This is a genomic window from Kitasatospora sp. NPDC028055, assembly GCF_040637885.1.
Classification (GTDB): Bacteria; Actinomycetota; Actinomycetes; order Streptomycetales; family Streptomycetaceae; genus Kitasatospora.
Map to the genome: position 1 here is coordinate 141,266 of NZ_JBEZXE010000005.1, position 22,054 is coordinate 163,319.

General features: G+C 73.0%; 22 protein-coding genes. 6 read left to right on the plus strand and 16 right to left on the minus strand.

Annotation, left to right across the window (positions count from 1 at the left end):
* Window positions 1-8 precede the first annotated feature (8 nt).
* Both AB0F71_RS09230 and AB0F71_RS09235 read right to left on the minus strand, forming a co-directional pair.
* Window positions 9-518, minus strand: coding sequence for an FBP domain-containing protein (locus AB0F71_RS09230; protein ID WP_360230197.1), 510 nt, complete (start codon window positions 516-518; stop codon window positions 9-11).
* 298 nt (window positions 519-816) lie between these two features.
* Complete coding sequence (locus AB0F71_RS09235) at window positions 817-1,707, minus strand: SAM-dependent methyltransferase (protein ID WP_360230199.1); 891 nt, start codon at window positions 1,705-1,707, stop codon at window positions 817-819.
* Window positions 1,708-1,926: 219 nt separating this feature from the next.
* On the opposite strand from AB0F71_RS09235, the gene AB0F71_RS09240 reads away from it, so the two are divergent.
* Window positions 1,927-2,847 (plus strand): polysaccharide deacetylase family protein, encoded by a 921-nt coding sequence (locus tag AB0F71_RS09240; protein WP_360230201.1) that lies wholly within the window; start codon window positions 1,927-1,929, stop codon window positions 2,845-2,847.
* Between the two features lie 33 nt (window positions 2,848-2,880).
* Here AB0F71_RS09240 and AB0F71_RS09245 read toward each other — a convergent pair whose 3' ends face one another.
* Window positions 2,881-3,699 carry an SDR family NAD(P)-dependent oxidoreductase gene (locus tag AB0F71_RS09245; protein ID WP_360230203.1) on the minus strand — a complete coding sequence of 273 codons (819 nt, stop codon included), beginning with the start codon at window positions 3,697-3,699 and terminating at the stop codon, window positions 2,881-2,883.
* Between the two features lie 284 nt (window positions 3,700-3,983).
* On the opposite strand from AB0F71_RS09245, the gene AB0F71_RS09250 reads away from it, so the two are divergent.
* The gene (locus AB0F71_RS09250; RefSeq protein WP_360230205.1) at window positions 3,984-4,853 is read left to right on the plus strand and encodes a 3-hydroxybutyryl-CoA dehydrogenase; all 870 of its coding nucleotides are present in this window, start codon (window positions 3,984-3,986) and stop codon (window positions 4,851-4,853) included.
* Between the two features lie 96 nt (window positions 4,854-4,949).
* Here AB0F71_RS09250 and AB0F71_RS09255 read toward each other — a convergent pair whose 3' ends face one another.
* The 11 genes from AB0F71_RS09255 to infC form a co-directional block, all read right to left on the minus strand.
* A complete protein-coding gene (locus tag AB0F71_RS09255; RefSeq protein ID WP_360230207.1) occupies window positions 4,950-5,792 on the minus strand; it encodes a chitosanase in 843 nt (280 codons plus the stop codon).
* A 119-nt stretch (window positions 5,793-5,911) separates the two neighbouring features.
* Window positions 5,912-6,877 (minus strand): ABC transporter permease subunit, encoded by a 966-nt coding sequence (locus AB0F71_RS09260; RefSeq protein ID WP_360230209.1) that lies wholly within the window; start codon window positions 6,875-6,877, stop codon window positions 5,912-5,914.
* Window positions 6,874-7,800, minus strand: coding sequence for an ABC transporter ATP-binding protein (locus tag AB0F71_RS09265; protein WP_360230211.1), 927 nt, complete (start codon window positions 7,798-7,800; stop codon window positions 6,874-6,876). Before AB0F71_RS09265 ends, AB0F71_RS09260 begins: the two co-directional genes overlap by 4 nt.
* Window positions 7,797-8,234: a GntR family transcriptional regulator gene (locus tag AB0F71_RS09270; protein ID WP_360230213.1), complete on the minus strand. Its 438-nt coding sequence runs from the start codon at window positions 8,232-8,234 to the stop codon at window positions 7,797-7,799. Before AB0F71_RS09270 ends, AB0F71_RS09265 begins: the two co-directional genes overlap by 4 nt.
* Before the next feature lie 110 nt (window positions 8,235-8,344).
* The gene (pheT, locus tag AB0F71_RS09275) at window positions 8,345-10,846 is read right to left on the minus strand and encodes a phenylalanine--tRNA ligase subunit beta (RefSeq protein WP_360230215.1); all 2,502 of its coding nucleotides are present in this window, start codon (window positions 10,844-10,846) and stop codon (window positions 8,345-8,347) included.
* Complete coding sequence (gene pheS / locus AB0F71_RS09280; RefSeq protein WP_360230217.1) at window positions 10,846-11,967, minus strand: phenylalanine--tRNA ligase subunit alpha; 1,122 nt, start codon at window positions 11,965-11,967, stop codon at window positions 10,846-10,848. The genes pheT and pheS overlap by 1 nt, the downstream gene beginning before the upstream one ends.
* 244 nt (window positions 11,968-12,211) lie before the next feature.
* Window positions 12,212-13,315: an ATP-binding protein gene (locus tag AB0F71_RS09285; RefSeq protein ID WP_360230219.1), complete on the minus strand. Its 1,104-nt coding sequence runs from the start codon at window positions 13,313-13,315 to the stop codon at window positions 12,212-12,214.
* Between the two features lie 116 nt (window positions 13,316-13,431).
* Window positions 13,432-14,298, minus strand: coding sequence for an RNA methyltransferase (locus AB0F71_RS09290; protein WP_360230221.1), 867 nt, complete (start codon window positions 14,296-14,298; stop codon window positions 13,432-13,434).
* A gap of 115 nt (window positions 14,299-14,413) precedes the next feature.
* Window positions 14,414-14,809 carry a 50S ribosomal protein L20 gene (gene rplT, locus AB0F71_RS09295; protein ID WP_030055649.1) on the minus strand — a complete coding sequence of 132 codons (396 nt, stop codon included), beginning with the start codon at window positions 14,807-14,809 and terminating at the stop codon, window positions 14,414-14,416.
* 107 nt (window positions 14,810-14,916) lie between these two features.
* A complete protein-coding gene (gene rpmI / locus AB0F71_RS09300; protein WP_030055648.1) occupies window positions 14,917-15,111 on the minus strand; it encodes a 50S ribosomal protein L35 in 195 nt (64 codons plus the stop codon).
* A gap of 141 nt (window positions 15,112-15,252) precedes the next feature.
* Window positions 15,253-15,999: a translation initiation factor IF-3 gene (gene infC / locus AB0F71_RS09305; RefSeq protein ID WP_360230381.1), complete on the minus strand. Its 747-nt coding sequence runs from the start codon at window positions 15,997-15,999 to the stop codon at window positions 15,253-15,255.
* 520 nt (window positions 16,000-16,519) lie between these two features.
* On the opposite strand from infC, the gene AB0F71_RS09310 reads away from it, so the two are divergent.
* Entirely contained in the window at window positions 16,520-16,897 is a 378-nt protein-coding gene (locus AB0F71_RS09310) for a DUF1844 domain-containing protein (RefSeq protein ID WP_360230223.1), read from the plus strand.
* 60 nt (window positions 16,898-16,957) lie between these two features.
* Here the strand turns inward: AB0F71_RS09310 and AB0F71_RS09315 are convergent, their stop codons facing one another.
* The gene (locus AB0F71_RS09315; protein WP_360230224.1) at window positions 16,958-17,731 is read right to left on the minus strand and encodes an SseB family protein; all 774 of its coding nucleotides are present in this window, start codon (window positions 17,729-17,731) and stop codon (window positions 16,958-16,960) included.
* Window positions 17,732-17,845: 114 nt separating this feature from the next.
* On the opposite strand from AB0F71_RS09315, the gene AB0F71_RS09320 reads away from it, so the two are divergent.
* The 3 genes from AB0F71_RS09320 to AB0F71_RS09330 all read left to right on the plus strand — a co-directional run bounded on the left by AB0F71_RS09320 (window position 17,846) and on the right by AB0F71_RS09330 (window position 20,682).
* Complete coding sequence (locus AB0F71_RS09320) at window positions 17,846-19,057, plus strand: alanine racemase (RefSeq protein WP_360230226.1); 1,212 nt, start codon at window positions 17,846-17,848, stop codon at window positions 19,055-19,057.
* 58 nt (window positions 19,058-19,115) lie between these two features.
* Window positions 19,116-19,517, plus strand: a complete 402-nt coding sequence (locus tag AB0F71_RS09325; protein WP_360230228.1) for a hypothetical protein — start codon at window positions 19,116-19,118, stop codon at window positions 19,515-19,517.
* 241 nt (window positions 19,518-19,758) lie between these two features.
* Window positions 19,759-20,682, plus strand: a complete 924-nt coding sequence (locus tag AB0F71_RS09330) for a lytic polysaccharide monooxygenase (protein WP_360230230.1) — start codon at window positions 19,759-19,761, stop codon at window positions 20,680-20,682.
* Between the two features lie 149 nt (window positions 20,683-20,831).
* Here the strand turns inward: AB0F71_RS09330 and AB0F71_RS09335 are convergent, their stop codons facing one another.
* Window positions 20,832-22,028 (minus strand): DUF2510 domain-containing protein, encoded by a 1,197-nt coding sequence (locus AB0F71_RS09335; RefSeq protein WP_360230232.1) that lies wholly within the window; start codon window positions 22,026-22,028, stop codon window positions 20,832-20,834.
* Between the last annotated feature and the right edge of the window lie 26 nt (window positions 22,029-22,054).

Sequence of the window (22,054 nt, forward strand, 5' to 3'; positions counted from 1 at the left end):
GAGGGGCCCTACCCGGCGGCGGTGTCGGTGAGCACCTTGGCGAGGAAGGCGTCGAGGTTGCCCACCGTACGGGCGATCTGCTGCTCCAGCGGCAGGGATTCGTCCGGCCTGGTCACCGCGGCGGACTTCTTCAACCCGCGGACGTAGAGCGAGCAGGCGAGATCGGCGCAGATGTACGTGCCGACGGTGTTGCCCTCGCGCCCGGAGGCGCCGGCCCGGCGGGCGGCCAGCAGCGCGACCCCCGACCCGGCGTGCGCGGTGATGCACAGCGAGCAGACGTTGGTCTTGGTCAGGCTGCGCCGGACCATCGGCGAACGCATCGTCACCCCGACCAGCCCACCGGCGTGCGGCGCGACCAGGTACGCCCGGTCGGGCGCGCCCTGGTCCCGCCAGCCGAGGAAGTCCAAGTCCGCCCACGGCAGTTCGGCCAGGCCCCGGGGCAGGTTGAGCCGACGGGCCTCGCCCTTGGAGCAGTTGACGAAGGACGCGCGGATCTCGGGGTCGGTGAGGGGTTCCATGCCGCGGAACCTAACACCGCCCGCCGCGCGCTGTCGCGTCATTTCCTCCCGGTACGCACCGGATGCGCGGCCTGCAGGGCGAGCCGCCGCGGAGCGTCGTCGCCGATCCGGGTGAGCAGGTCGTCCAGGGCGAGGAAGGCCTCCCAGCGCGCGCGTCCGGTGGCGGCGGCGAGCGGGTGGGTGAGGGGCTGTCAGTGCTCGGACCTAGTGTGCTCGGTGTGGGGGCGGCCGGTCCCGGCGCAGGAGGGAGGCGCCGGGGCCGGCCGTCGTCACCGCTCCACGGCCGGGCCGAGCCGGGTCACGGCTTGAGGGCGACGCCGGCGTAGGCGGAGACGTCCTGCCAGCCCTCGGGCAGTTCGGCGGTGCGCAGGTGGCCCGCGGTGGGGCGCCAGAGCGGGAGCTGGACGAGGCCGGGGCCGACGAACTCGAAGTCCCCGAAGAAGGGTTCGACGTCGGCCCGGGGCCGCAGGACCAGCGGCGCGCTGGCGCTCCGGTAGATCCGGGTGCCCTCGGCGGCGCTCTCGCGGGAGGCGAAGTCGGGGCTGCCGTGGGAGAGGATCAGGGCGCTGCCGGGGGCGAGCACCTCGCGCAGGGTGCTGACGATCTGCTGGGCGCCCTCCTCGTCGCGGATGAAGTGCAGGACGGCGACGAGCATCAGCGCGACGGGCTGGGACAGGTCGATGGCGGCGCCCAGCGCGGGGTGGCGCAGGATCGACTCCGGGTCGCGCAGGTCGGCCTCGATGACGGAGGTGTGCCCGACCGGGTGCCCGGCCAGCAGGGCGCGGGCGTGGGTGGCGACGATCGGGTCGTTGTCGACGTAGACCACCCGGGCGTCCGGGGCGACCCGCTGGGCGACCTCACTGGTGGAGCCGACGGTCGGGATGCCGGTGCCGATGTCGATGAACTGGCGGATCCCCCGTCCCGCCGCGAACTCGACGGCCCGGCCCAGGAACTGGCGGTTGGTGCGGGCCAGCAGCGGCAGCGCCGGGTAGGCGGCGATGGCGGCCTGGGCGGCCTTGCGGTCGGCCTCGAAGTTGTCCTTGCCGCCCAGGTAGTAGTCGTACATCCGGGCGGTGTGCGGGATGCCGGTGTCGAGCTCGCTCGGCGGCTGCCAGTCGTCCGCTCTGGCCCACTCCCAGCCGGTGCGGGTGTCCTGGTCGACGGCCGCGGTGTCCTCGTGGTGCATCATGTTCCGCCCCCAATGCGCAATGCCGGAATGTGCCTACTGCCCCGTAACACGCGGTGCGCCGAGATCGTATCCAACGACACGCCGTGGAAACAGCGGGAGTTCAGGTTTACGCAACACCCGGACAACGGAGTGTGTGCACGTCAAAGGCGGTGCGGCGGACGACGTGGGACGGCGCTGCCGGATCGCCGGGAGGGTCCGTCCTCTCTATGCTGGCTGCCGATGACTGCCGACCGCCGCACCGTACTGCGCACCGCCGCCAAGCTGGCCGCCCTGTCCGCCGCCGGCGGACTCCTCACCTCCTGCGGCAGCGGCACGCCCCGCCGGGCCGAGACCGGGACGCTCGCCGCGCACCCCGGCAGTGTCGACCCGCAGCACACCACCGACCCGGCCTGGAACGGCGGCGAGGGGCCCGCCTCCCCCGCCCCGACCACCCCGGGCGAGCCGCAGCCCGGCGGCGGACCGACCCCGGCCGCCGCCCAGGCCTCGACACCGGCCTCCGCGCCGCCGACCCCGCCGGTGCTGACACCGCTGGCGGCCGGCACCCCGTACGAGGTGGTGCACGGGCCGCGCACCGGCAAGAACGTGGCGCTCACCTTCCACGGCAGCGGCGACCCGCTGCTCGCCACCGCCCTGCTGGAGGCCGCCGAGCAGCGCGGCGTCAAGCTGACCGTGATGGCGGTCGGCAGCTGGCTGGACCAGCAGCCGCAGATGGCCCGGCGGATCCTGGACGGCGGCCACGAACTGGGCAACCACACCCAGAACCACCTCAACATCTCCGCGATGTCGCCGGACCAGGCCCGCGCCGAGATCGCCCAGTGCGCCGACCGGCTGACGAAGCTGACCGGCTCGATGGGCCGCTGGTTCCGCCCCTCCGCCGCGCAGTACGCCACCTCGATGGTGCGCGACCAGGCCAAGGCCGTCGGCTACGAGCACGTGCTGTCCTTCGACGTCGACCCGCGGGACTACAACGATCCGACCGCCGCCGAGCTCCAGCGCCGGGTGCTGGGCTCGGTGCGCGGCGGCTCGGTGGTGGCCCTGCACATGGGGCACCAGTGCACCATCGACGCGCTGCCGGCGATCCTGGACGGGCTGGCCAAGGCGGGGCTCAAGCCGGTCACCGCCAGCCAGCTGTGTGCGTGAACGGCCCCGCCGAAAGCCCCCCGCCGAAGCCGGTCAGACCATCGGGTCGTCGTCCTTGTACGGGCGCAGCCGCAGCGTCCGGGCGTCCGCCGCGCGGATCGCGTCGGCCCGGTCGACCAGCTCCGCCAGGTCGTCCCGCCCGGCGTGGATGAACCGCCCGTGCAACGCGTCGAAGCGGCCCCGGGCGGCGTCCACGGTGACGGCGACCATGTACGGGATCGAGCCCCAGGCCTTCATGTCCCGGAACATCGGCATCCCCGCGGTCATGTCGGTGGCCACCGCGCCGGGGCTGATGTCCAGCACCACGACGCCGTGCTCGGCCAGCGTGTCCGCGATGTTGTCGGAGAGCTGGAGCAGCGCGCCCTTGGAGGTCGCGTACGCGGTGTAGTGGCCGTCCGGGCGCAGCGCGAAGCCGGAGTTGAGGTTGATCACCCGGCCGGCCCGGCGGGCGACCATGCCGGGCAGGACGCAGCGCAGCAGGTTGTAGGGGCCGCGCAGATTGGTCTCGACCACCTGCCACCACTGGTTGGGGTCGGTCTCCCAGAGCGGCACCTCGGCGCGGTCGACCAGGCCGGCGTTGTTGACCAGCAGGTCGATCGGGCCGAGGTCGCGTTCGACCAGCCGGACGGCCTCCCGGACCGAGCCGGGGCGGCAGACGTCGGCGGTGACGGCGACGCCCCTGGAGCCGCGCTTGACGCACTCCTTGAGGGTCTCGGTCAGCGTCCCGTGGGTGCGGCCGACCAGGCCGACGGCCATGCCCTCGGCGGCCAGGCCGACGGCGATCTCGCGGCCGATTCCCCGGCCGCCGCCGGTGACCAGGGCGACCTGTCCTGTGAGCGATCCCGTCGACACCGTGTGCTCCCTTCCCGTCCCCGGCCCCCGTCTGCGGCATTCTGTCCGGCGGCGGGCGGCGGCGGGCCCGGGCGCACCCGCAGGCGGTGCGGCCTCACCCGATCGGGGGGCCGTCCGCACTGGCACTGCGCCGGGGAGGGGGTGACCTACCGGCGAGTACGGAGTAGTAACGTCGTCGGGGCGGTGACCGGTGCACCCATTCCGGTACACCGACCCGCTGACCAGCGAGCTCGCTGGGCCACCAGTTCGCTGGGCGACCCCCAGCACCACCGAAGGGCAACTGAGTGAGTGACATCGCGCGCGTCGGAGTAGTCGGCTGCGGTCTCATGGGGTCGGGCATCGCCGAGGTCTTCGCCCGGGCCGGACTGGACGTCCTGGTGTCGGAGGCCAGCGGTGAGGCGCTGGAGTTCGGCCGCACCCGGCTGACCAACTCCCTGGACACGGCGGTCAAGCGCGGCAAGCTGAGCCCCGAGCAGCGGGACGAGGCGCTGTCCCGGCTGTCCTTCACCACCGACCTGTCCGACTTCGCCGACCGCGACCTGGTGGTCGAGGCGGTCGCCGAGCGCGAGGACATCAAGGTCAAGATCTTCCAGACCCTGGACCAGGTCATCGAGCGCCGGGACGCGATCCTGGCCTCCAACACCTCCTCGATCCCGATCGTGAAGCTGGCCGCCGCCACCTCCCGCCCGGAGCAGGTCATCGGCCTGCACTTCTTCAACCCGGCGCCGGTGCAGAAGCTGGTCGAGGTCATCCCGACCCTGACCACCTCGGCGACCACCACCGAGCGGGTGGAGGCCTTCGCCTCCCAGGTGCTCGCCAAGGAGCCGATCCGGGCCCGCGACCGGGCCGGCTTCGTGGTCAACGCGCTGCTCGTGCCGTACCTGCTGTCCGCGGTGCGGATGTTCGAGTCGGGCGTGGCCACCGCCTCCGACATCGACAAGGGCATGGAGGCCGGCTGCGCCCACCCGATGGGCCCGCTGCGGCTGTGCGACCTGATCGGCCTGGACACCATCGTCTCGATCGCCGAGTCGATGTACGACGAGTACAAGGAGCCGCTGTACGCCGCTCCCCCGCTGCTGTCCCGGATGGTCGACGCCGGCCTGCTGGGCCGCAAGTCCGGCCGCGGCTTCTACGACTACACCGCGAGCGCCTGAGCCCGGACGCGAGGGGCGCGCCCGCACCGGTCTCCGGTGCGGGCGCGCCCCTTTCCAGCTGTCCGACGGACCGCGCCGGCGGCGTCGGCCCGGGCGTCAGCTGTTGATGCTGTAGCTGTCGCCGTAGACCTTCCACTTGAGCGGCGGGTTGAGGTCGAAGTTCTTGGCGTTGAGGAAGACCGACTGCTCGGTGTCGACCCGGCTGGTGTCGGAGTGCGCGGCCTCCTTCTTCATGACCACCTTGCGGGCGTCCAGGAAGGCCTTGAGGTAGGTGGCCTCGTCGCCGCCCTGGGCGGGCGTCTTCGCCTTCTTCATCGCGGCCGCGCGGATGCCGCCGAAGCTGTCGGAGCTGTTGCCGGGGCCGTGCATCACGATGGCGTCGTAGTAGGCGAACTGACCGAGCGCGCGCAGGCCGTCGGCCTTGGCCTGGTTGACCGCGGGGTTGAAGTACACCCGGTCGCGCTCGTCGTTCTGGGCCTGCTGGAAGGTCTGGTCCTTGGCCGCGGCGGCCCAGTCCCGGACGAAGGCGTCGCCGAGGCCGGAGTGCGAGTCGCTGCCGTTGACCTTCTTCAACGCGGGCAGGTACTTGGCGAGGACGTTGCCGGGCTTGAGGTCGGTGTAGTGCTGGACCAGCTCGAGCATGTCGCCGGTGCCGGAACAGAAGCCGATGATGCCGGCGGTGTAGCCGCGGCCGTCACCGATGTCCTCGATGTACTTGTACTGGGCCTTCCAGTCCAGCGAGGAGTTCTCCGCGCTGGACACCAGCTGCATCGCGATGTCCTTCTTGTGCGGGTCGTCGAGGCCGACGCCCTTGAGCTGGGCGGAGCTCGCGGCCGCGGGGGCGGCCTGGGCGGCCGCGGCGGCCGCGACGGTGAGGGGCGCGGCCACCAGGGCGGCGGCGAGGGCTATGTGGAGGACGCGACGGGACTGAGGACGCATGGGACGCTCCGATTCCTCGTTCGGTTAGGAAAGCTTCCTAACGAGAAGGAAACGCCCAGAACCGCCGCCCCCGCAAGGGTTTTGACGAAAACACTTCAACCAATCCGGAGCCGTGCAGGTCAGACCGCCCGCCGGCGCACCCACCAGACCGCCGCCGCGCACAGCGCCACCGCGAGCAGGACCGTCCAGCCGAACTCGATCCACTGGAACGGCCAGAACCGGTCCGCCGGTTGGTACACCTGGTGCGCGGTGTAGCCGCCGTCGCGCAGCAGGGACTGCCACTGGGCGCCCGAGTCCCCGAGCTTGTAGAAGTCGTCCGCGGAGATCCGGTGCCCGGCCGGGTCGGAGAACCACGTGTTCAGCACCCAGCGATCGTCCAGCGCCAGGGAGTTCAGCGTGTGCATGGGCTCCTCCAGGGGAGCCAGGTAGTGGGAGCGCACGGCGTCGGCGAGGAACAGCAGCGCGACCGAGGCCGCCAGGCCGAGACCCACCGCGACCACCGTGCGACGCAGCACCGCGCCGGCCAGCGCCGCGGCCCCGAAAGCCACCAGCACCCGCCCCACCATCACCGGCGGCGCGTGCCCGAAGACCTCCGGACCGAACCCCCCGCTCATGAGCATCAGCGGCTCGCTCCACCAGCGCAGCAGCAGTCCGAACAGCGCCGACACGGCGGTCAGCACGGCGCCGACCACGAGCAGGCCGCCCACCGTCCAGCGGCTCCGCCCGGCCCCCTGGGTCCAGGCGAAGCGGACCGTGCCGTGCTCGAACTCCCTTGCCAGCAGCGGGCCGCCGAGGAAGGCTCCGAAGGCGCCGCCCAGGACGTAGAACACGGTGTCGAGCTCCAGCATGCCGTTGCCGTACTGCCGCCGGAACTGCTTGAACCTGGCCGTGCAGGCGTCGGTCGTCGGATCGCAGGAGGCCGCGCCGCTACGGTCCAGACCGTTGTGGACGTACCAGCCGTGCAACAGCAGGGCGAGGGAGATCACGCCCATCACCGTCAGCAGCGTCAGCAGCGCCGGCCGGTGGCGCAGCCCGGCGGCCCGCAGCACGGCGGAGCGGGGCGGGGCGAGGGTGGTCGAGCTCACGACAGTACCTTCTGGATCGTACGGACGGCCCCGCGCGGGCCGGGCAGGGCGGAGGCGGTCGGCTCACGCAGGTAGGAGAGCACCAACTCCTCCAGGCCGACGCGCTGTTGGCGCCAGCCGGCGGAGACCGGCGCGTCCACGCCGCCGGTGCGCACCAGCAGGTGGGACTGGACGCCGGCCCGGCGGTCGCGGACCACCGGCAGCCGCTCGGCGACGGCGTCGGCCTCCGCGGTGGGGCCGGTGAGCATCCGGTGGCCGCCGAGCAGGTCGTCCACCTCCCCGGACACCTGGACCCGGCCGCCGGCCAGCACCACCAGGTAGTCGCAGCTCTGCTCCAGCTCGTTGACGGCGTGCGAGGAGAACAGCACCGAGAGGCCGTCCTCGGCCACCGCGGTCAGCAGCACGGCCATGAAGTCGTGCCGGGCGAGCGGGTCGAGCGCGGCCAAGGGCTCGTCCAGGAGCAGGAGTTCGGGCCGCTTGGCAAGCGCGAGGGCGAGCGAGACCTGGGCCTGCTGGCCGCCGGAGAGCCGGCCGTACCTGCGGTCCATCGGGATGCCGAGGCCGTCCAGGTGGGCGCGCGCCCGGGCCTCGTCCCAGCGGCGGTTGAGGTGGCGGCCCATCGTGAGCAGGTCGCGCACGGGCAGACCGGGGTAGAGCGCGGCGTTCTGGGCGACGAAGCCGATCCGGTCCAGGGCCCGGGGCGAGCCGGGGAGTTGGTCGCCGAGGACGGTCATCGCGCCCTCGCTCGGCAGGGTCAGCCCGGCCGCCAGGCTGAGCAGGGTGGTCTTGCCGGCGCCGTTCGGGCCGACCAGGGCGACCACGTGCCCGGCCGGGACGGCCAGGTGGCAGTCCCGCAGCGCCCAGGAGCGGCGGTAGCGCTTGCCGATCCCGCCGCAGTCGATCACAGTGTCCGCGGCACTCACGCCACCACCCCGTCCCGGCCCTCGCGCAGGTCGCGCAGCGCGTCCTCGAACACCGCGACCATCCCCCCTTCGTCCAGCCCGGCGGTCCGCGCCGAGCGCATCCAGTCCAGCAACCCCTGGCGCAGCGCGGCCCGTTCGCGCAGCGGCACCACTCCGGCCGGCAGCCCGCGCACGAAGGTGCCCTGGCCGCGCCGGCCGACCGCCAGGCCGCGGTGCTCCAGCTCCCGGTAGGCCTTGAGCACCGTGTTCGGGTTGATCGCCAGCCCGGCGACCACCTCGCGCACCCGGGGCAGCCGGTCCCCCTCGGTCAACCAGCCCATCCGCAGCGCCTGTTCGACCTGCTGCACGAGCTGCAGGTAGGTCGGGACGCCGGAGGCCGGGTCCAGGCGGAACTCGATCGGGGAGGGCTGGTCAGCACCTTTATCTAGTTCCATAGGTAAAGAGATAAAGGAGGGGATGACAGACCGTCAACCCAAGGAAAGGCAAAGGGCCCCGTCCGGACCGAAACGGTCCGAACGGGGCCCTTCGACAGGCCCTGGCGGGATCAGGCGCCGCGCAGCACCGCACCGGTGCGGCTGACGGCCTCGGCGACGGCCGCCTCGCGGGCGGCGGTGGCCTCGTCGGCGGTCAGGGTGCGGTCGGCCGCACGGAAGCGCAGCGCGTAGGCCAGCGACTTCTTGCCCTCGCCGACCTGCTCGCCGGTGAACACGTCGAACAGCCGGATGGCCTCCAGCAGTTCGCCCGCGCCCGAGCGCAGCGCGGCCTCGACCTCGGCGGCCGGGACGGCGGTGTCGACGATCAGCGCGACGTCCTGGGTGGCCACCGGGAAGCCGGAGACCGCCGGGCCGTCGACCTTCACCGGGCCGTCGGCCGTCAGCAGGTCGATGTCGAGCTCCATCGCCGCCGTCCGGGCCGGCAGGCCGAGCGCCTTGACCACCCGCGGGTGCAGCTCACCGGCGTGGCCGACCAGCCGGTCGGTCCCGGCGACGACCAGTGCCGCGCAGCGACCGGGGTGCCAGGGCGCGTGCTGGTCCTGGACGACGTTCAGCTCGACGCCGGCCGCGCGGGCCACCGTACGGGCCGCCTCGATCGCGTCCGCCCAGGAGGCCTGCTCGCCCTTGCCCCACCAGCCGGACGGCAGCCGCTCGCCCGCGAGGGCGACGGCGACCCGGCGCGGCTGGTCCGGCAGCGCGGCGTCCAGCGCGGCCAGCTCCTCGTCGCTCGGCCGGCGGTCGACGGCCGGGCGCGGGGCCACGCTCAGCTCGTCCTTGGGCCGGAACACCGTGCCGGTCTCGAAGATCGCCAGGTCGGTGTTGCCCCGGCCGATGTTGCGCCGCAGCGCGCCGAGCAGGCCCGGCAGCAGCGTGGTGCGCAGCGCCGGCTCCTCGTCGTTGAGCGGGTTGACCAGCTTGACCGTACGGCGACGGCGGTCGTCCGGCTCCAGGCCGAGCGCCTCGAAGGCGGCCTCGCCGAGGAACGGGTAGTTGTTGACCTCGACGTAGCCGGCCCCGGCCAGCGCCACGCCGATCCGGCGGTGGACGCGCTGGGCCTCGGTCAGGCCCTTGCCCGGCGGGACGTTCGGCATCCGGGCGGGGACGTTGTCGTAGCCCTCCAGCCGGATGACCTCCTCCGCGAGGTCGTACGGGTCGGTGAGGTCGGGCCGCCAGGTCGGCGGGGTGACCTCCAGGACGTCGGCGCCCGCGACCGAGCAGCCGATCTCCTGGAGGCGCCGGGTGACGGTCTCGCGGCCGTACACCGTCCCGGCGACCCGGTCCGGCAGGTCGGCGGCGATGGTGATGGTGCGCACCGGGTGCGGGGCCGCGATGTCGGTGACCCCGGCCTCGGCGGTGCCACCGGCGATCAGCACCAGCAGGTCGACGGCGCGCTGCGCGGCGGCGCGGGCGGCCTCCGGGTCGACGCCGCGCTCGAAGCGCTTGGACGCCTCGGAGGGCAGCTTGTGCCGCTTGGCGGTGCGGGCGATGGAGACCGGGTCGAAGTGCGCGGCCTCGATGATCACCTCGGTGGTGCCCGGACCGGCGGCCGGGTCGAGGATCTCGGTGGAGGCGCCGCCCATGACCCCGGCCAGGCCGATCGGGCCGCTGGTGTCGCAGATCAGCAGGTCCTCGGCGGCGAGCTTGCGCTCGACCCCGTCGAGGGTGGTGAGGGTCTCGCCCTCCTCCGCCCGGCGGACCGTGATCGGGCCGCTCACCCGCTGCTTGTCGTAGGCGTGCAGCGGCTGGCCGACCTCCAGCATCACGTAGTTGGTGATGTCGACGGTCAGCGAGATCGGGCGGATGCCCGCCTTCTGGAGGCGGCGCTGCAGCCAGATCGGGGACTTGGCGGTCGGGTCGACGCCGACGACCGTACGGGCCACGAAGCGGTCGCAGCCGGCCGGGTCGCTGACCTTGACCAGGTAGCCGAAGGAGTTGGCCGGCGGCACGTCGAGCAGCGCCGGGTCGGCCAGCGGCAGCCCGTACGCGGCGGCGGCCTCCCGGGCCACGCCGCGCATCGACAGGCAGTAGCCGCGGTCCGGGGTGACGGCGATGTCCAGCACCTCGTCGACCAGCTGGAGCAGCTCGATGGCGTCCGTGCCGGGCTCGTACTCCGGCGGGAGCACGATGATGCCGTTGTGGTCGTCGCCCATGCCCAGCTCGCGGGCGGAGCAGATCATGCCGGCCGAGGTGTGGCCGTAGGTCTTGCGGGCCGCGATCGGGAACGGGCCGGGCAGCACGGCGCCCGGGAGCACCACGACGACCTTGTCGCCGACGGCGAAGTTGGTCGCGCCGCAGACGATCTCCTGCGGCGCTCCGGTGCCGTTGGCGTCGCCGACGTTGACGAAGCAGTGCCGGATCGGCTTCTTGAAGCCGGACAGCTCCTCGATGGAGAGCACCTCGCCGACCACCAGCGGGCCCTTGAGGTCGGCGCCGACCTGCTCGACGGTCTCGACCTCCAGGCCGGCCCGGACCAGGCGCTCGGCCACGTCACGGCCGGTCTCACCGGCCGGAAGGTCGACGTACTCGCGCAGCCAGGAAAGCGGGACGCGCATCAGATCTCCATCCCGAACGGGAGGGTGAAGCGCACGTCACCCTCGACCATGTCGCGCATGTCGGCGACGTTGTGACGATTCATCAGGATCCGCTCCAGGCCCAGGCCGAAGGCGAACCCGCTGTAGCGGTTCGGGTCCACGCCGCAGGCGACCAGCACCCGCGGGTTGACCACGCCGCAGCCGCCGAGCTCGATCCAGCCCTCGGAGGAGCAGGTGCGGCACGGGCGGTCCGGGTTGCCGACGCTCGCGCCGCGGCACACGAAGCACTGCAGGTCGATCTCGGCGCTCGGCTCGGTGAACGGGAAGTACGAGGGGCGCCAGCGCAGCTCCAGGCCGCCGCCGATCAGCTTCTCGACCAGCACCTCGATGGTGCCCTTGAGGTCGGCGAAGGTGATGCCCTCGTCGACGGCGAGGCCCTCGACCTGGCGGAACACCGGGGTGTGGGTGGCGTCCAGCTCGTCCGTCCGGTAGACCCGGCCGGGGCAGACCACGTAGACCGGGGGCTCGCGGTGGAGCAGGGTGCGGGCCTGGACCGGGGAGGTCTGGGTGCGCAGCACCACGCCGGAGTCGGCGGAGCCGTCCGGGGCCTGCACGAAGAAGGTGTCCTGCATCGAGCGGGCCGGGTGGTCCGGGCCCAGGTTGAGGGCGTCGAAGTTCAGCCACTCGGCCTCGACCTCGGGGCCCTCGGCGACCTGGTAGCCCATCGCGACGAAGGTGTCCTCGATGCGCTCGGCCAGCGTGGTCAGCGGGTGCCGGGCGCCGCGCGGTGCGCGGTCGTAGGGCAGCGTGACGTCCACCGCCTCCTCGACCAGCACGCGGGCGTCCCGCTCCGCCTCCAGCTCGGCCTGGCGCTTGGCCAGGGCCTGGTTGACGGCGCCGCGGGCCTGGCCGATCAGCTTGCCTGCGGCGGCCTTGGCGTGCGGCGGGAGGGCGCCGATCTCGCGGTTGGCGAGCGAGAGCGCGGAACGGTCGCCGGTGTGGGCGACCTTCGCCTGCTTCAGCTCGTCCAGGGAGCCGGCGGCGGCGAAGGCGGCGATCGCCTCGTCCCGCGCCTGCTCCACCACCTCGGGCTTGAGGGCCTCGACCTCGACCGGGTCGTACGACTTGTTGGGTGCCGACATCTCTATCTTCCCGTGCTCCTGCTCGTCCGTGCTCAGGTGTGTGGGCTCGCCTTCGCGTCACGCCCGGCGGGGCCGGGGCGCGGGCGGCCGTTCTCCGTGCTCACGGGGAGTGGCGTCCGCGGCACAGCCGCACAGGGCGTTGCGCAACGCCAAAGGTCGAGTGTAGTCGCAGCGCGTAGCGCGGCTGCCGTCAAGCCCGCCCGGCCACCGATCACAGCTTGCTGTGTCTGTCGTCCACGCTCTTTCAGAGCATGAAGTCGGGTACGCCGGCGGGCAGGATGAATCGGAACCTGGCCCCGCCACCGGGGGCGCGGTCGACCCGGATCGAGCCGCCGTGGGCCTCCACGATGCCCTTGACGATGTAGAGCCCCAGGCCGGTGCCACCGCGCTTGGAGCCCCGCCAGAAGCGGGTGAAGACGCGCGGCATCGACTCCTCGGGGATGCCGCTTCCTTCGTCGCTCACGGTGACCGCGGTGCCTTCCACGATGCGGGGAGGGGTGCCGGGGCGCTCCCAGACGGGCGCCTCGACGACCTCCTTGGCCGGTGCCACCTCGATGGTGACAGTTCCCTCGCCGTGCCGCACCGCGTTTTCCAGCAGGTTCGCCAGCACCTGGTCGACCTTGTCCGGGTCCGCCCACAGCACGGTCAGCGGCTCGCCGATCCGGATGTCGAAGCGCTCCTCCGGGATCCCGGTGGCGACCTTGCGCTCGACGTGCCGGCGCACCGCGGCCGCCAGGTCGACCACCTGCTTGCGCAGCTCCAGCCGCCCGGCGTCGATCCGGGAGATGTCCAGCAGCTCGGCGATCAGCCGGGTGACCCGGTCGGCGTCGGCGTCCACCGTCTCCAGCATCAGCCGCTTCTGCCCGTCGGTGAACCGCTCCCACTTGGCCAGCAGCGTCGCCGTGAAGCCCTTGACGCTGGTCAGCGGGGAGCGCAGCTCGTGCGCGACGGTGGCGATCAGCTCGGCGTGGCTGCGCTCGGTGCGGCGCCGGGCCTCCGTGCCGCGCAGGGCGATCACCAGGCGCTCCAGCGGCCCCTGCGGCACCGCCCGGACGTACCGGGCGGAGACCAGCACCTCGCGGCCGCCGGGCAGCAGCAGGTTGCGCTCGGGCTGGCGGGTGCGGATCGCCAGGCCGCCGTACGGGTCGGTCAGCTGCCACCAGCGGCGGCCGTCCAGGTCCTCCAGCGGCAGGACGTCCTCCAGCGCGCTGCCCAACGCTGCCTCCGGGAGCACGCCGGTGAGCCGGGCCGCGGCCCGGTTGAATCGGACCACCCGGCCCAGCGCGTCGGCGACCACCAGGCCGTCCGGAAGGTCGTCCGGGTCGAGCTCGGGTCCGCTGCCGACCATGGGTTGCCTCCCCGATTACCCACCGTGCCGTTCCCCCCACCGAGGCAGACCCTAGCGCCTCCCAGGCCCCCGCAGTAGGGCTTGCAACGTGAGAACGCCGCGCGCCCGGGCGTGTGTCAGCCGTTGGAGCGGCAGCCGCCGGGCGACCGCTGGGCCCGGGCCGAGGCGTACAGGCAGACGGCCGCGGCGGTGGCCAGGTTGAGGCTCTCGGCGTGCCCGTGGATCGGGACGCGCACGACCTCGTCGGCGAGCGCGCGGGTCTCCTCCGGGAGCCCCCACGCCTCGTTGCCGAACACCCACGCGCCGGGCGCGCCCAGGGTGCCCTCGTCCAGCTCCCTGTCCAGGTCGCGCTCCCCCGCGCCGTCCGCGGCGAGCACCCGCACCCCGGCCGCGCGCAGCTGCCCGACCGCCTCCTCGACCGGCACGCCGACCGCCACCGGCAGGTGGAACAGGCTGCCGACGGAGGCCCGGACGGCCTTGGGGTTGTACAGGTCCACCGAGGCGTCGGTGAGCACCACGGCGTCCGCGCCGGCCGCGTCGGCGGTGCGCAGCACCGTCCCGGCGTTCCCGGGGTCGCGCACATGGGCGAGGATCGCCACCAGCTTCGGCCGGGCCGCCAGGACCTCGGCGAACGGGGTGTCGATGAAGCGGCAGAGCGCCACGATCCCCTGCGGGGTCACCGTGTCGCAGATGTCGGCGATCACCTCGTCGGTGGCGGTCAGCACCGGCACCCCCTCGGCCAGGGCCGCCTCGACGATGTCCGCGTGCCGCTCGGCGGCCTCCAGCCCCACGTACACCTCGACCACGGCGCGCTCGTCCGTCCCCGGCAGCCGGCCGAACGCGACGGCCTCCCGGACGGCCTGCGGGCCCTCGGCCAGGAAGCGGCGCTCCTTGGTGCGCTGGTTCCGCTTGGCGAGCCGGCGGGCGGCGACGACCCGCGGCGAGCGCAGGGAGGTGAGCAGGGGGGTCTCGGTGCTCGACATGGTCTCGTTCTCTGGAGGCGCTGGCGGCTGACGGAGGCTTGTTGAGGGGGGAACGCAGAACCGGACCCGCAGGAGAGCCTGCGGGTCCGGTCAGAGCTCAACCGATCTCGGAAGATCAGGCGGCGTCGGCGGCGGCCTTCGGGGCGTTCACGTCGGCCGGCAGCGCCTTCTGGGCGACCTCGACCAGGGAGGCGAACGCACCCGGGTCGTTGACGGCCAGGTCGGCCAGCATCTTGCGGTCGATCTCGACGCTGGCGGCCTTCAGGCCCTGCACGAAGCGGTTGTAGGTGATGCCGTTGGCACGGGCCGCAGCGTTGATGCGCTGGATCCACAGCTGACGGAAGTCGCCCTTGCGCTTCTTGCGGTCGTTGAAGTTGTAGACCAGCGAGTGGGTGACCTGCTCCTTGGCCTTGCGGTACAGGCGCGAGCGCTGGCCACGGTAGCCGCTGGCGCGCTCCAGGATGACCCGGCGCTTCTTGTGGGCGTTGACTGCCCGCTTGACGCGTGCCACTTGATTACTCCTTGGGTTGGACCACGGACTACTTCACGTGGTCCGTCATTCGAATGGGTCGGGAAGGATCAGCTGCCCCGCACGGCTCGCACCGGGCGGGAGGGCGATCACTTGCCGAGAAGCTTCTTGATCTTCTTGGCGTCAGCGGGGGCCAGCTCGACGGTCCCGGCCAGCTTGCGGGTCAGCGTCGAGGGCTTGTGCTCCAGGAGGTGGCGGCGGCCGGCGCGCTCGCGCAGCACCTTGCCAGAGCCACTGATCTTGAAGCGCTTGCTGGCGCCACTGTGCGTCTTCTGCTTCGGCATTTCGCCGTATCTCCTCGTCAGTCCCGTCCACGCCCGCGCGACCTGCGCCGCGCGGGCGTGAACTGGATGGATCTGTGGTGACCGGGCGGGACGCCCTGTCACCCTGGGGGCCGACCCCCGGACCTCCGTGAGCCTTGCGGCTCAGGCGCCCTGGGAAGCGGCCGGCTGCTCGACCGGGGCCTCGGCCTCGGCGGCCGGCGCCTCGGCCGGGGCGTCCTGCGCCTCGGTCACGGCGTCGTCGGCCACCTGGTCCTCGGCGGCCAGGTCCTCGGCCACCGCGTCGTCGTCCGCGGCGGCGTCGGAGCCGGGGGTCCGGCCCAGTCGCTCGGCCTTGCGGGCGTCCGCGAGGGCGCGGGCCTCGGCCATCGCCTCGGTCTTCTTCTTGTGCGGGCCAAGAACCATGATCATGTTCCGGCCGTCCTGCTTCGGCGAGGACTCGACGAAGCCCAGGTCCTGGACGTCGTCGGCGAGCCGCTGCAGCAGACGGAAGCCCAGCTCGGGGCGGGACTGCTCACGACCACGGAACATGATCGTGATCTTGACCTTGTCGCCCTGCTTGAGGAACCGGACGACGTGACCCTTCTTGGTGTCATAGTCGTGCGGGTCGATCTTCGGCCGGAGCTTCATCTCCTTGATGACCGTGTGCGCCTGGTTCTTGCGCGCCTCACGGGCCTTCATGGCCGACTCGTACTTGAACTTGCCGTAGTCCATGAGCTTGCACACCGGCGGCCGGGCGGTCGCCGCGACCTCGACCAGGTCGAGGTCGTACTCCTGCGCAAGCTCCAGCGCCTTGGCAAGCGGCACGATGCCGACCTGCTCGCCGCTGGGACCGACGAGTCGCACCTCCGGAACGCGAATCCGGTCGTTGATGCGGGGCTCGGTGCTGATGGGGCCTCCTCGGTTGCACCTTCTGCGATGCGGCCGTCGGACGGCGGTCGCACGTAGTGGACTCGACCACTGGGCGGGGCTTCATTCGTGCTGCGCTGCCCGATGCCTCTCGGCACCGCGTGCACCGCGACACGAAAAAAGCCCCGCTCGGTACAAGCGGGGCTCCACACAACCGGGGGCTGCGTCCGGTGAGGGACGCTGCGGGCGACTCGGCGCCTCGGCGCCCGTCGCGGACCGGGACCCGTCGACCGCGAGGTCGACCAGGTGGGAGACTTTCGCGGTTGCCCTCTCGGGCCTCCTGAGTGGAGCCTCCACTTGCTGGCCAGGCGCCCATGCGGGATCCCGGCCGGTCAGTCTCGAAGCTTACAGCGTCGCGCTGTCGAACGCTATTCCGCCCCGGTTCCGCCGGACTCCGGCGCGGCGCACTGCCCACCCGGGGCCTCCCGGGCCCTCCCCGCGCGTTCCGGCCCCCCTTGTACGCTCCACCTGTACCCACACCGCACGACGGAACGAGCCCCCCTTGAGCAGCGAGCCCACCCAGACCCCCGGCACGGACGACGACGCGATCGGCTTCGACGACCTCACCCGCGACATCGCCGAGGTCCCGGCGGTCGAGGTGATCACCACCGTCGCGGTGCACCTGATGAGCGCGGCCGCGGTCAAGTGCGGTCTGGCCGAGGGCGGCGAGAAGGACAAGGACCTGGACGAGGCCCGCAAGCTGATCACCGCGCTCGCCGGGCTGGTCACCGCCGGCGCCCCGGAGATCAGCAACTTCCACGCGGCCCCGCTGCGCGACGGGCTGCGCTCGCTCCAGCTGGCCTTCCGCGAGGCCTCGCTGGTGCCGGACGCGCCGGGCACCGGGCCGGGCGAGAAGTTCACCGGGCCGGTCTACAGCTGAGACGGATCCGGCCGGGGCCGTCACCTACGAAATTTCGTATGTGACGGCCCTTCGTCGTGTCTACCGCTGGTACAGCGGCTCCCCCGGCAGCTCGGCACTCGCCGGCAGCACCGCGAGGTCCAGCCCCCGGTCCAGCCGCACCCGCAGGACCGGGTCCCCGGCCACCGCCCGGCCGACCCGCTTCGCGGCTTCCTGCAGCCCCGCCTGGTCCAGCGCCGGGTCGAACACCACCGCGAGCACCCCGTCCGAGTCCTCCGAAGGCGCCAGCAGCCCGCTGACCACCTGCGGCTCGGCCGCCAGCAGCGCCCGGACCGCCTCCCGCACGTCCGGGTCCCGGGCCGGGGGCAGGTACGGCCGGTTCTCGGCCAGCGCCCGCAGCCGGGCGCCGGACAGCAGGAACGGCACCGGCCCGGCCGGGTCGACCAGCAGGGTGTCGGCGCGCTCGGAGAAGGCGACCATCGCCGCCTGCGGGGCCGCGGTCGGCGCCGGGCGGGCGTCGGCCCGCCAGCGGGTGAGCGCCTCCAGCGAGGTGAAGGCGGGCAGCGCGCGGCGCCCGTCCGGGGCCTCCAGCACCGGGACGGCCATGTCGCTGGACTTGTCGTGCTTGTGCCCGTGCTCGTCCACCTCGACCTCGCCCAGGACGGCCACGATCGGGACCATCAGCCGGGTCGGGGTCAGCGCCGCCAGCACCTCGGGCTCGGCCGTACGGTCCTGCGACCAGCGGGCCAGGGCCGCGGTCAGGGCTGGGTCCGCCGTGCCGTCGTCGTCGGAGAAGCCGGGATTCGGGATGCTCTTGCCGACGAACGCCGGGTTGGAGAAGTCTTTGCGGTCCACCCGGCCGACCCTATGCCACCGGCCCGCACCGCCCGCATTTCCGTGCCCAGGCCCTCTACATTTCCGTGCACACAGCCTCTACCCACCGGTAGCGCGCTGTGGCACCCTGCGCCCATGCCCATCCTCGTTGCGCGTACCCCTGTCACGGACCGGCACCGCTACGACCGGGCCACCGCCCATCTGGACGGGCCGGTGGCCGTCGTGGACCTCGCCGCCTTCGACGCCAACGCCGCCGACCTGGTGCGCCGGGCGGGCGGCAAGCCGATCCGGCTCGCCAGCAAGTCCCTGCGCTGCCGGGCCCTGCTGGACCGGGCCTTGGCCGTGGACGGCTTCGCCGGGGTGATGACCTTCACCCTGGACGAGTCGCTCTGGCTGGCCCGCACCGGCGTGCGCGACGTCCTGCTCGCCTACCCCTCCACCGACCGCGCCGGCTACGCCGAACTGACCGGCGACCAGGACCTGGCCGAACGGGTCACCGTCGTCCTGGACGACCCGGCCCAGCTGGACCTCATCGACAAGGCCCGCACCGGCGACGCCGAGGTCCGGGTCTGCCTGGAACTGGACACCGCGCTGCACCTGTTCGGCGGCCGGGTCCGGGTCGGCGCCCGGCGCTCACCGCTGCGCACCCCGGAGGAGCTCGGCACCTTCGCCGAACTCGTCCAGCGCCGGCCCGGGTTCCGGGTGGTCGGCCTGATGGCGTACGAGGGGCACGTGGCCGGGGTGGGGGACCGGGTGCCCGGGCGGCCGGTGCGCTCGCAGGTGGTCCGGCTGATGCAGAGCCGGGCCCGGACCGAACTGGCCGAGCGGCGCGCGGCCGTGGTGCGGCGGCTGCGGCAGGTCACCGAGCTGGAGTTCGTCAACGGCGGCGGCACCGGCAGCGTGGAGTCCACCGCCGCCGAGCGGGCCGTCACCGAGGTCGCCGCCGGCTCGGGGCTCTACCAGCCGCAGCTGTTCGACAACTACCGCGCCTTCCGGGGCCGCCCGGCCGCCCTGTTCGGCCAGCCCGTGGTGCGCCGCCCCGGCGTCGGGGTGGTCACGGTGCTCGGGGGCGGCTACCCGGCCTCCGGCCCGATCGGACCGGACCGCGCCCCCGTGCCGTACCTGCCGTTGGGCCTGCAGTACGACCCGATGGAGGGCGCCGGCGAGGTGCAGACCCCGCTGATCGGCCCGGCCGCCGACGACCTGCTGATCGGCGACCGGGTCTGGTTCCGGCACGCCAAGGCGGGCGAGCTGTGCGAGCGCTTCGCCGAACTGCACCTGATCGAGGGGGACCGGATCGTCCGCACCGTCCCCACCTACCGGGGCGAGGGGAAGACGTTCCTCTGACGGTTCGTCCGGCCCTGCCCTACCGTGGTGCCGACACGAAGAACGACGAGGGAGCAGCATGGAAGCCGAGATCGTCCAGCAGATGGTGACGTCGGGCGCCTCTTCACTGGCCGGGCTGATGGCCACCGCGGCCTGGCAGCAGGTCAGTTCGCGGGTCTCCCGGATGTTCGGGCGCGGCGAGGAGGACGAGGCGACGAGCGCCGAGCTGGAAGTGATCCGGGCCGAGGTGGTGGAGGCCGGCGACGACGAGGACGCCCTGGCGGACCAGACGGCCGTACTGCGCACCCGGCTGCGCCGGCTGTTCCGCGAGCACCCGGAGGCGGCGGAGGAACTCCGGGAGATCCTGGCGGAGTTCACCCCCCGGCAGGAGCCCGGATCGACGTACATCTACAACACGGTCAGCGGCGGCAGCAACGGAAACGTGATCCAGGCCGGCAAGATCAACAAGGTGCAGAACTGACCTTTCCCCAGCCTTAAGCGGGCCCGATGGAACACCTAACCCCGGTGTCCCATCGGGCCTTTGCGCTGCTCGGGAGCCTACGGTCAGTCAACAACCGCATCACGCCTGGCTATTGCCTTATGGTCCAGACCAATCCTACGCTCTGGCCGAGGGCCGCGATCCGGGCCGGCGGCCCCCGGACGGGCAGGCGTGTCCGCTCCCCCACACCCGCCCGGAACGACGGCCAAGGAGTCCCCACCCCATGTCCATCAAGCGAAGTGCCCTGTCCGTCGGCGTGGTCGGCGCCGCGGTCCTCGCGGTGGCCGCGACCACCGCCGGCACCGCCGGTGCCCACGGCACCATGACCGGGCCGGTCAGCCGGATCGCCGCCTGCTACGCCGAGGGGCCCGAGCACCCGGTGTCCCAGGTCTGCAAGGACCTCGTTGCCGCGAGCGGCACCCAGCCGCTGTACGACTGGAACGAGGTCAACATCGCCAACGCCAACGGCAACCACCAGGCGCTGATCCCGGACGGCAAGCTCTGCTCGGCCAACCGCGACAAGTACGCTGCCCTGGACTGGCCCCGCACCGACTGGCCGGCCACCCCGGTCAGCGCGGGCAGCTTCACCTTCCAGTTCCGCACCACCGCGCCGCACCTCGGTACCCAGACCGTCTACATCACCAAGCCGGGCTACGACCCGACCAAGCCGCTCAAGTGGTCGGACCTCGACCCGACCCCGGTGGCCCAGGTGCAGGTCGACCGGACCGCCACCAACGGGTACTACACCTACCCGGGCACCCTGCCGCAGCGCACCGGCCGCCAGCTGCTCTACATGATCTGGCAGCGCAGCGACAGCCCGGAGGCGTTCTACAGCTGCTCGGACGTCGACTTCGGCAAGTCCGGCACCGCCGCCGGGGCTGCGGCCGTCTCCTCGTTCGCCGCCCCGGCCGCGCCCAGCGACGCCCAGATCGCGGCCGACGCCCCCAAGTCCACGGTCGCCCACCACGGGCACGGCGGGGACCCGAACGCCCCGGCCGGCCAGCCCCTCCCGACCACCTCGGCGGCCGTGGGCGGCACCTCCGCCACCGGTCCGCTGCTGCTCGCCGGTGCCGCCGCGCTCGGGGTCGGCTGGGCGGGCATGGTACTCCGGCGCCGTCGCGTCGAGGCTGTTCGACGCGACTCCTGACGCCGGACGACGCGGGGCCGGGCCGGCCCACCCCCGTCCGGTCCGGTTCCGTGGCTCCCCCCCGCGCCTGCAGCCCGAGGTGCACGGCGACGGCCCGCCGGGGAGGACTTCCTCCCGGGCGGGCCGTCGCGGTGTGAGGAGCGGGGGACTCAGGTGGTGGCCGTACCGGAGCCGTCGGGGCTGCCGTCCGGGCTGCTGCCGGAGCCGCTGCCGGAACCGCCGCCCGTGCCGGAACCGCCGCCCGGCAGGCCGGGCAGACCGGGGACACCCGGGATCTTGCCCTTGAAGTCGGTGATGCCCTTCACGATGGTGTCCATCACGCCGACGTCCGGTGCCTTGTCGGCGATGTCGAAGCCGAAGTGCACCGAGACCAGCGCCTTGCCGTCCGCGGTCGGGAAGACCACCGTCTGGACGTAGCCGCTGTTGCCCTTGGCCGCGTCCACCTTCCAGCGGACCAGGTAGCCGTCCTTCCCGTTGACCTTCACGGCCTCGGACTTGAGCTCCTGGTGGCCGGTGACGTCGCCGTAGGACTCCTTGACGGCCTTGTCGATGTCGGCCTTCGCCGCCGCCTGGGCGTCGGTGCCGCCGCCACTGATCCGGCCGGTGTTCACCCCGCCGAGGGTGCAGTTGTCGGTGCCGTCCGGGCACGTGTAGGCACCGACGGTGAGCGCGGCGTAGCCGTCGTTGGTGGTGCCCGCCTGCCAGCCGGAGGGGGTGGGCAGGGTGAGTCCGTTCACCAGGTCGATCGCCTTGTTGGCGCCCGGCTTGGACTTCCCGCTGCCGTTGCCGCCGCCGGGGTTGCCCTTCCCGCCGTTGCCCCCGCTCCCGCCACTCCCACCACTCCCGCCACTCCCGCCGCTCCCGCCGCCGAAGCCGGGGAAGCCGGGGAAGCCGAACGACCCGTCACCGTTCGGGGCCGGCTGGTTGCGGGCGGCGCTGCGCTGCGGCCGGCCGTTGTCGTGGCCGTCCATCGCCAGGTAGGTGATCCCCGAGCCGGCGCCCAGGCCGAGCACGGCGGCCACGACGGTGGCCACCACCAGCTTGGACGGCTTGCGGCGCGGCTTGCGCGGCACCTCGCCGGGCACCCCGTAGCCGGCACCGAAGGGCGGCGGCTCCGGGTAGCGGACCGCCGGGCCGCTGTCCAGGACCTCGCCCTCCAGCACCCTGGGCTGTTCGGCCGTCTCCGGCCCCGGGCCCGCGGCGGCCGGGGACTCCGGCTGCGGGGCGTCCGAGGGTGCGGGCCGGGTGTCGGCCGTCCAGCCCTTGCCGTCCCACCAGCGCTGCGGTCTCGGGTCGCCGGTGTTCTTCGGGTCCGGGTACCACCCGGCGGGAATCTGCTCGCTCACAGCAAAGAATCTAAAGGTAGCCGGAT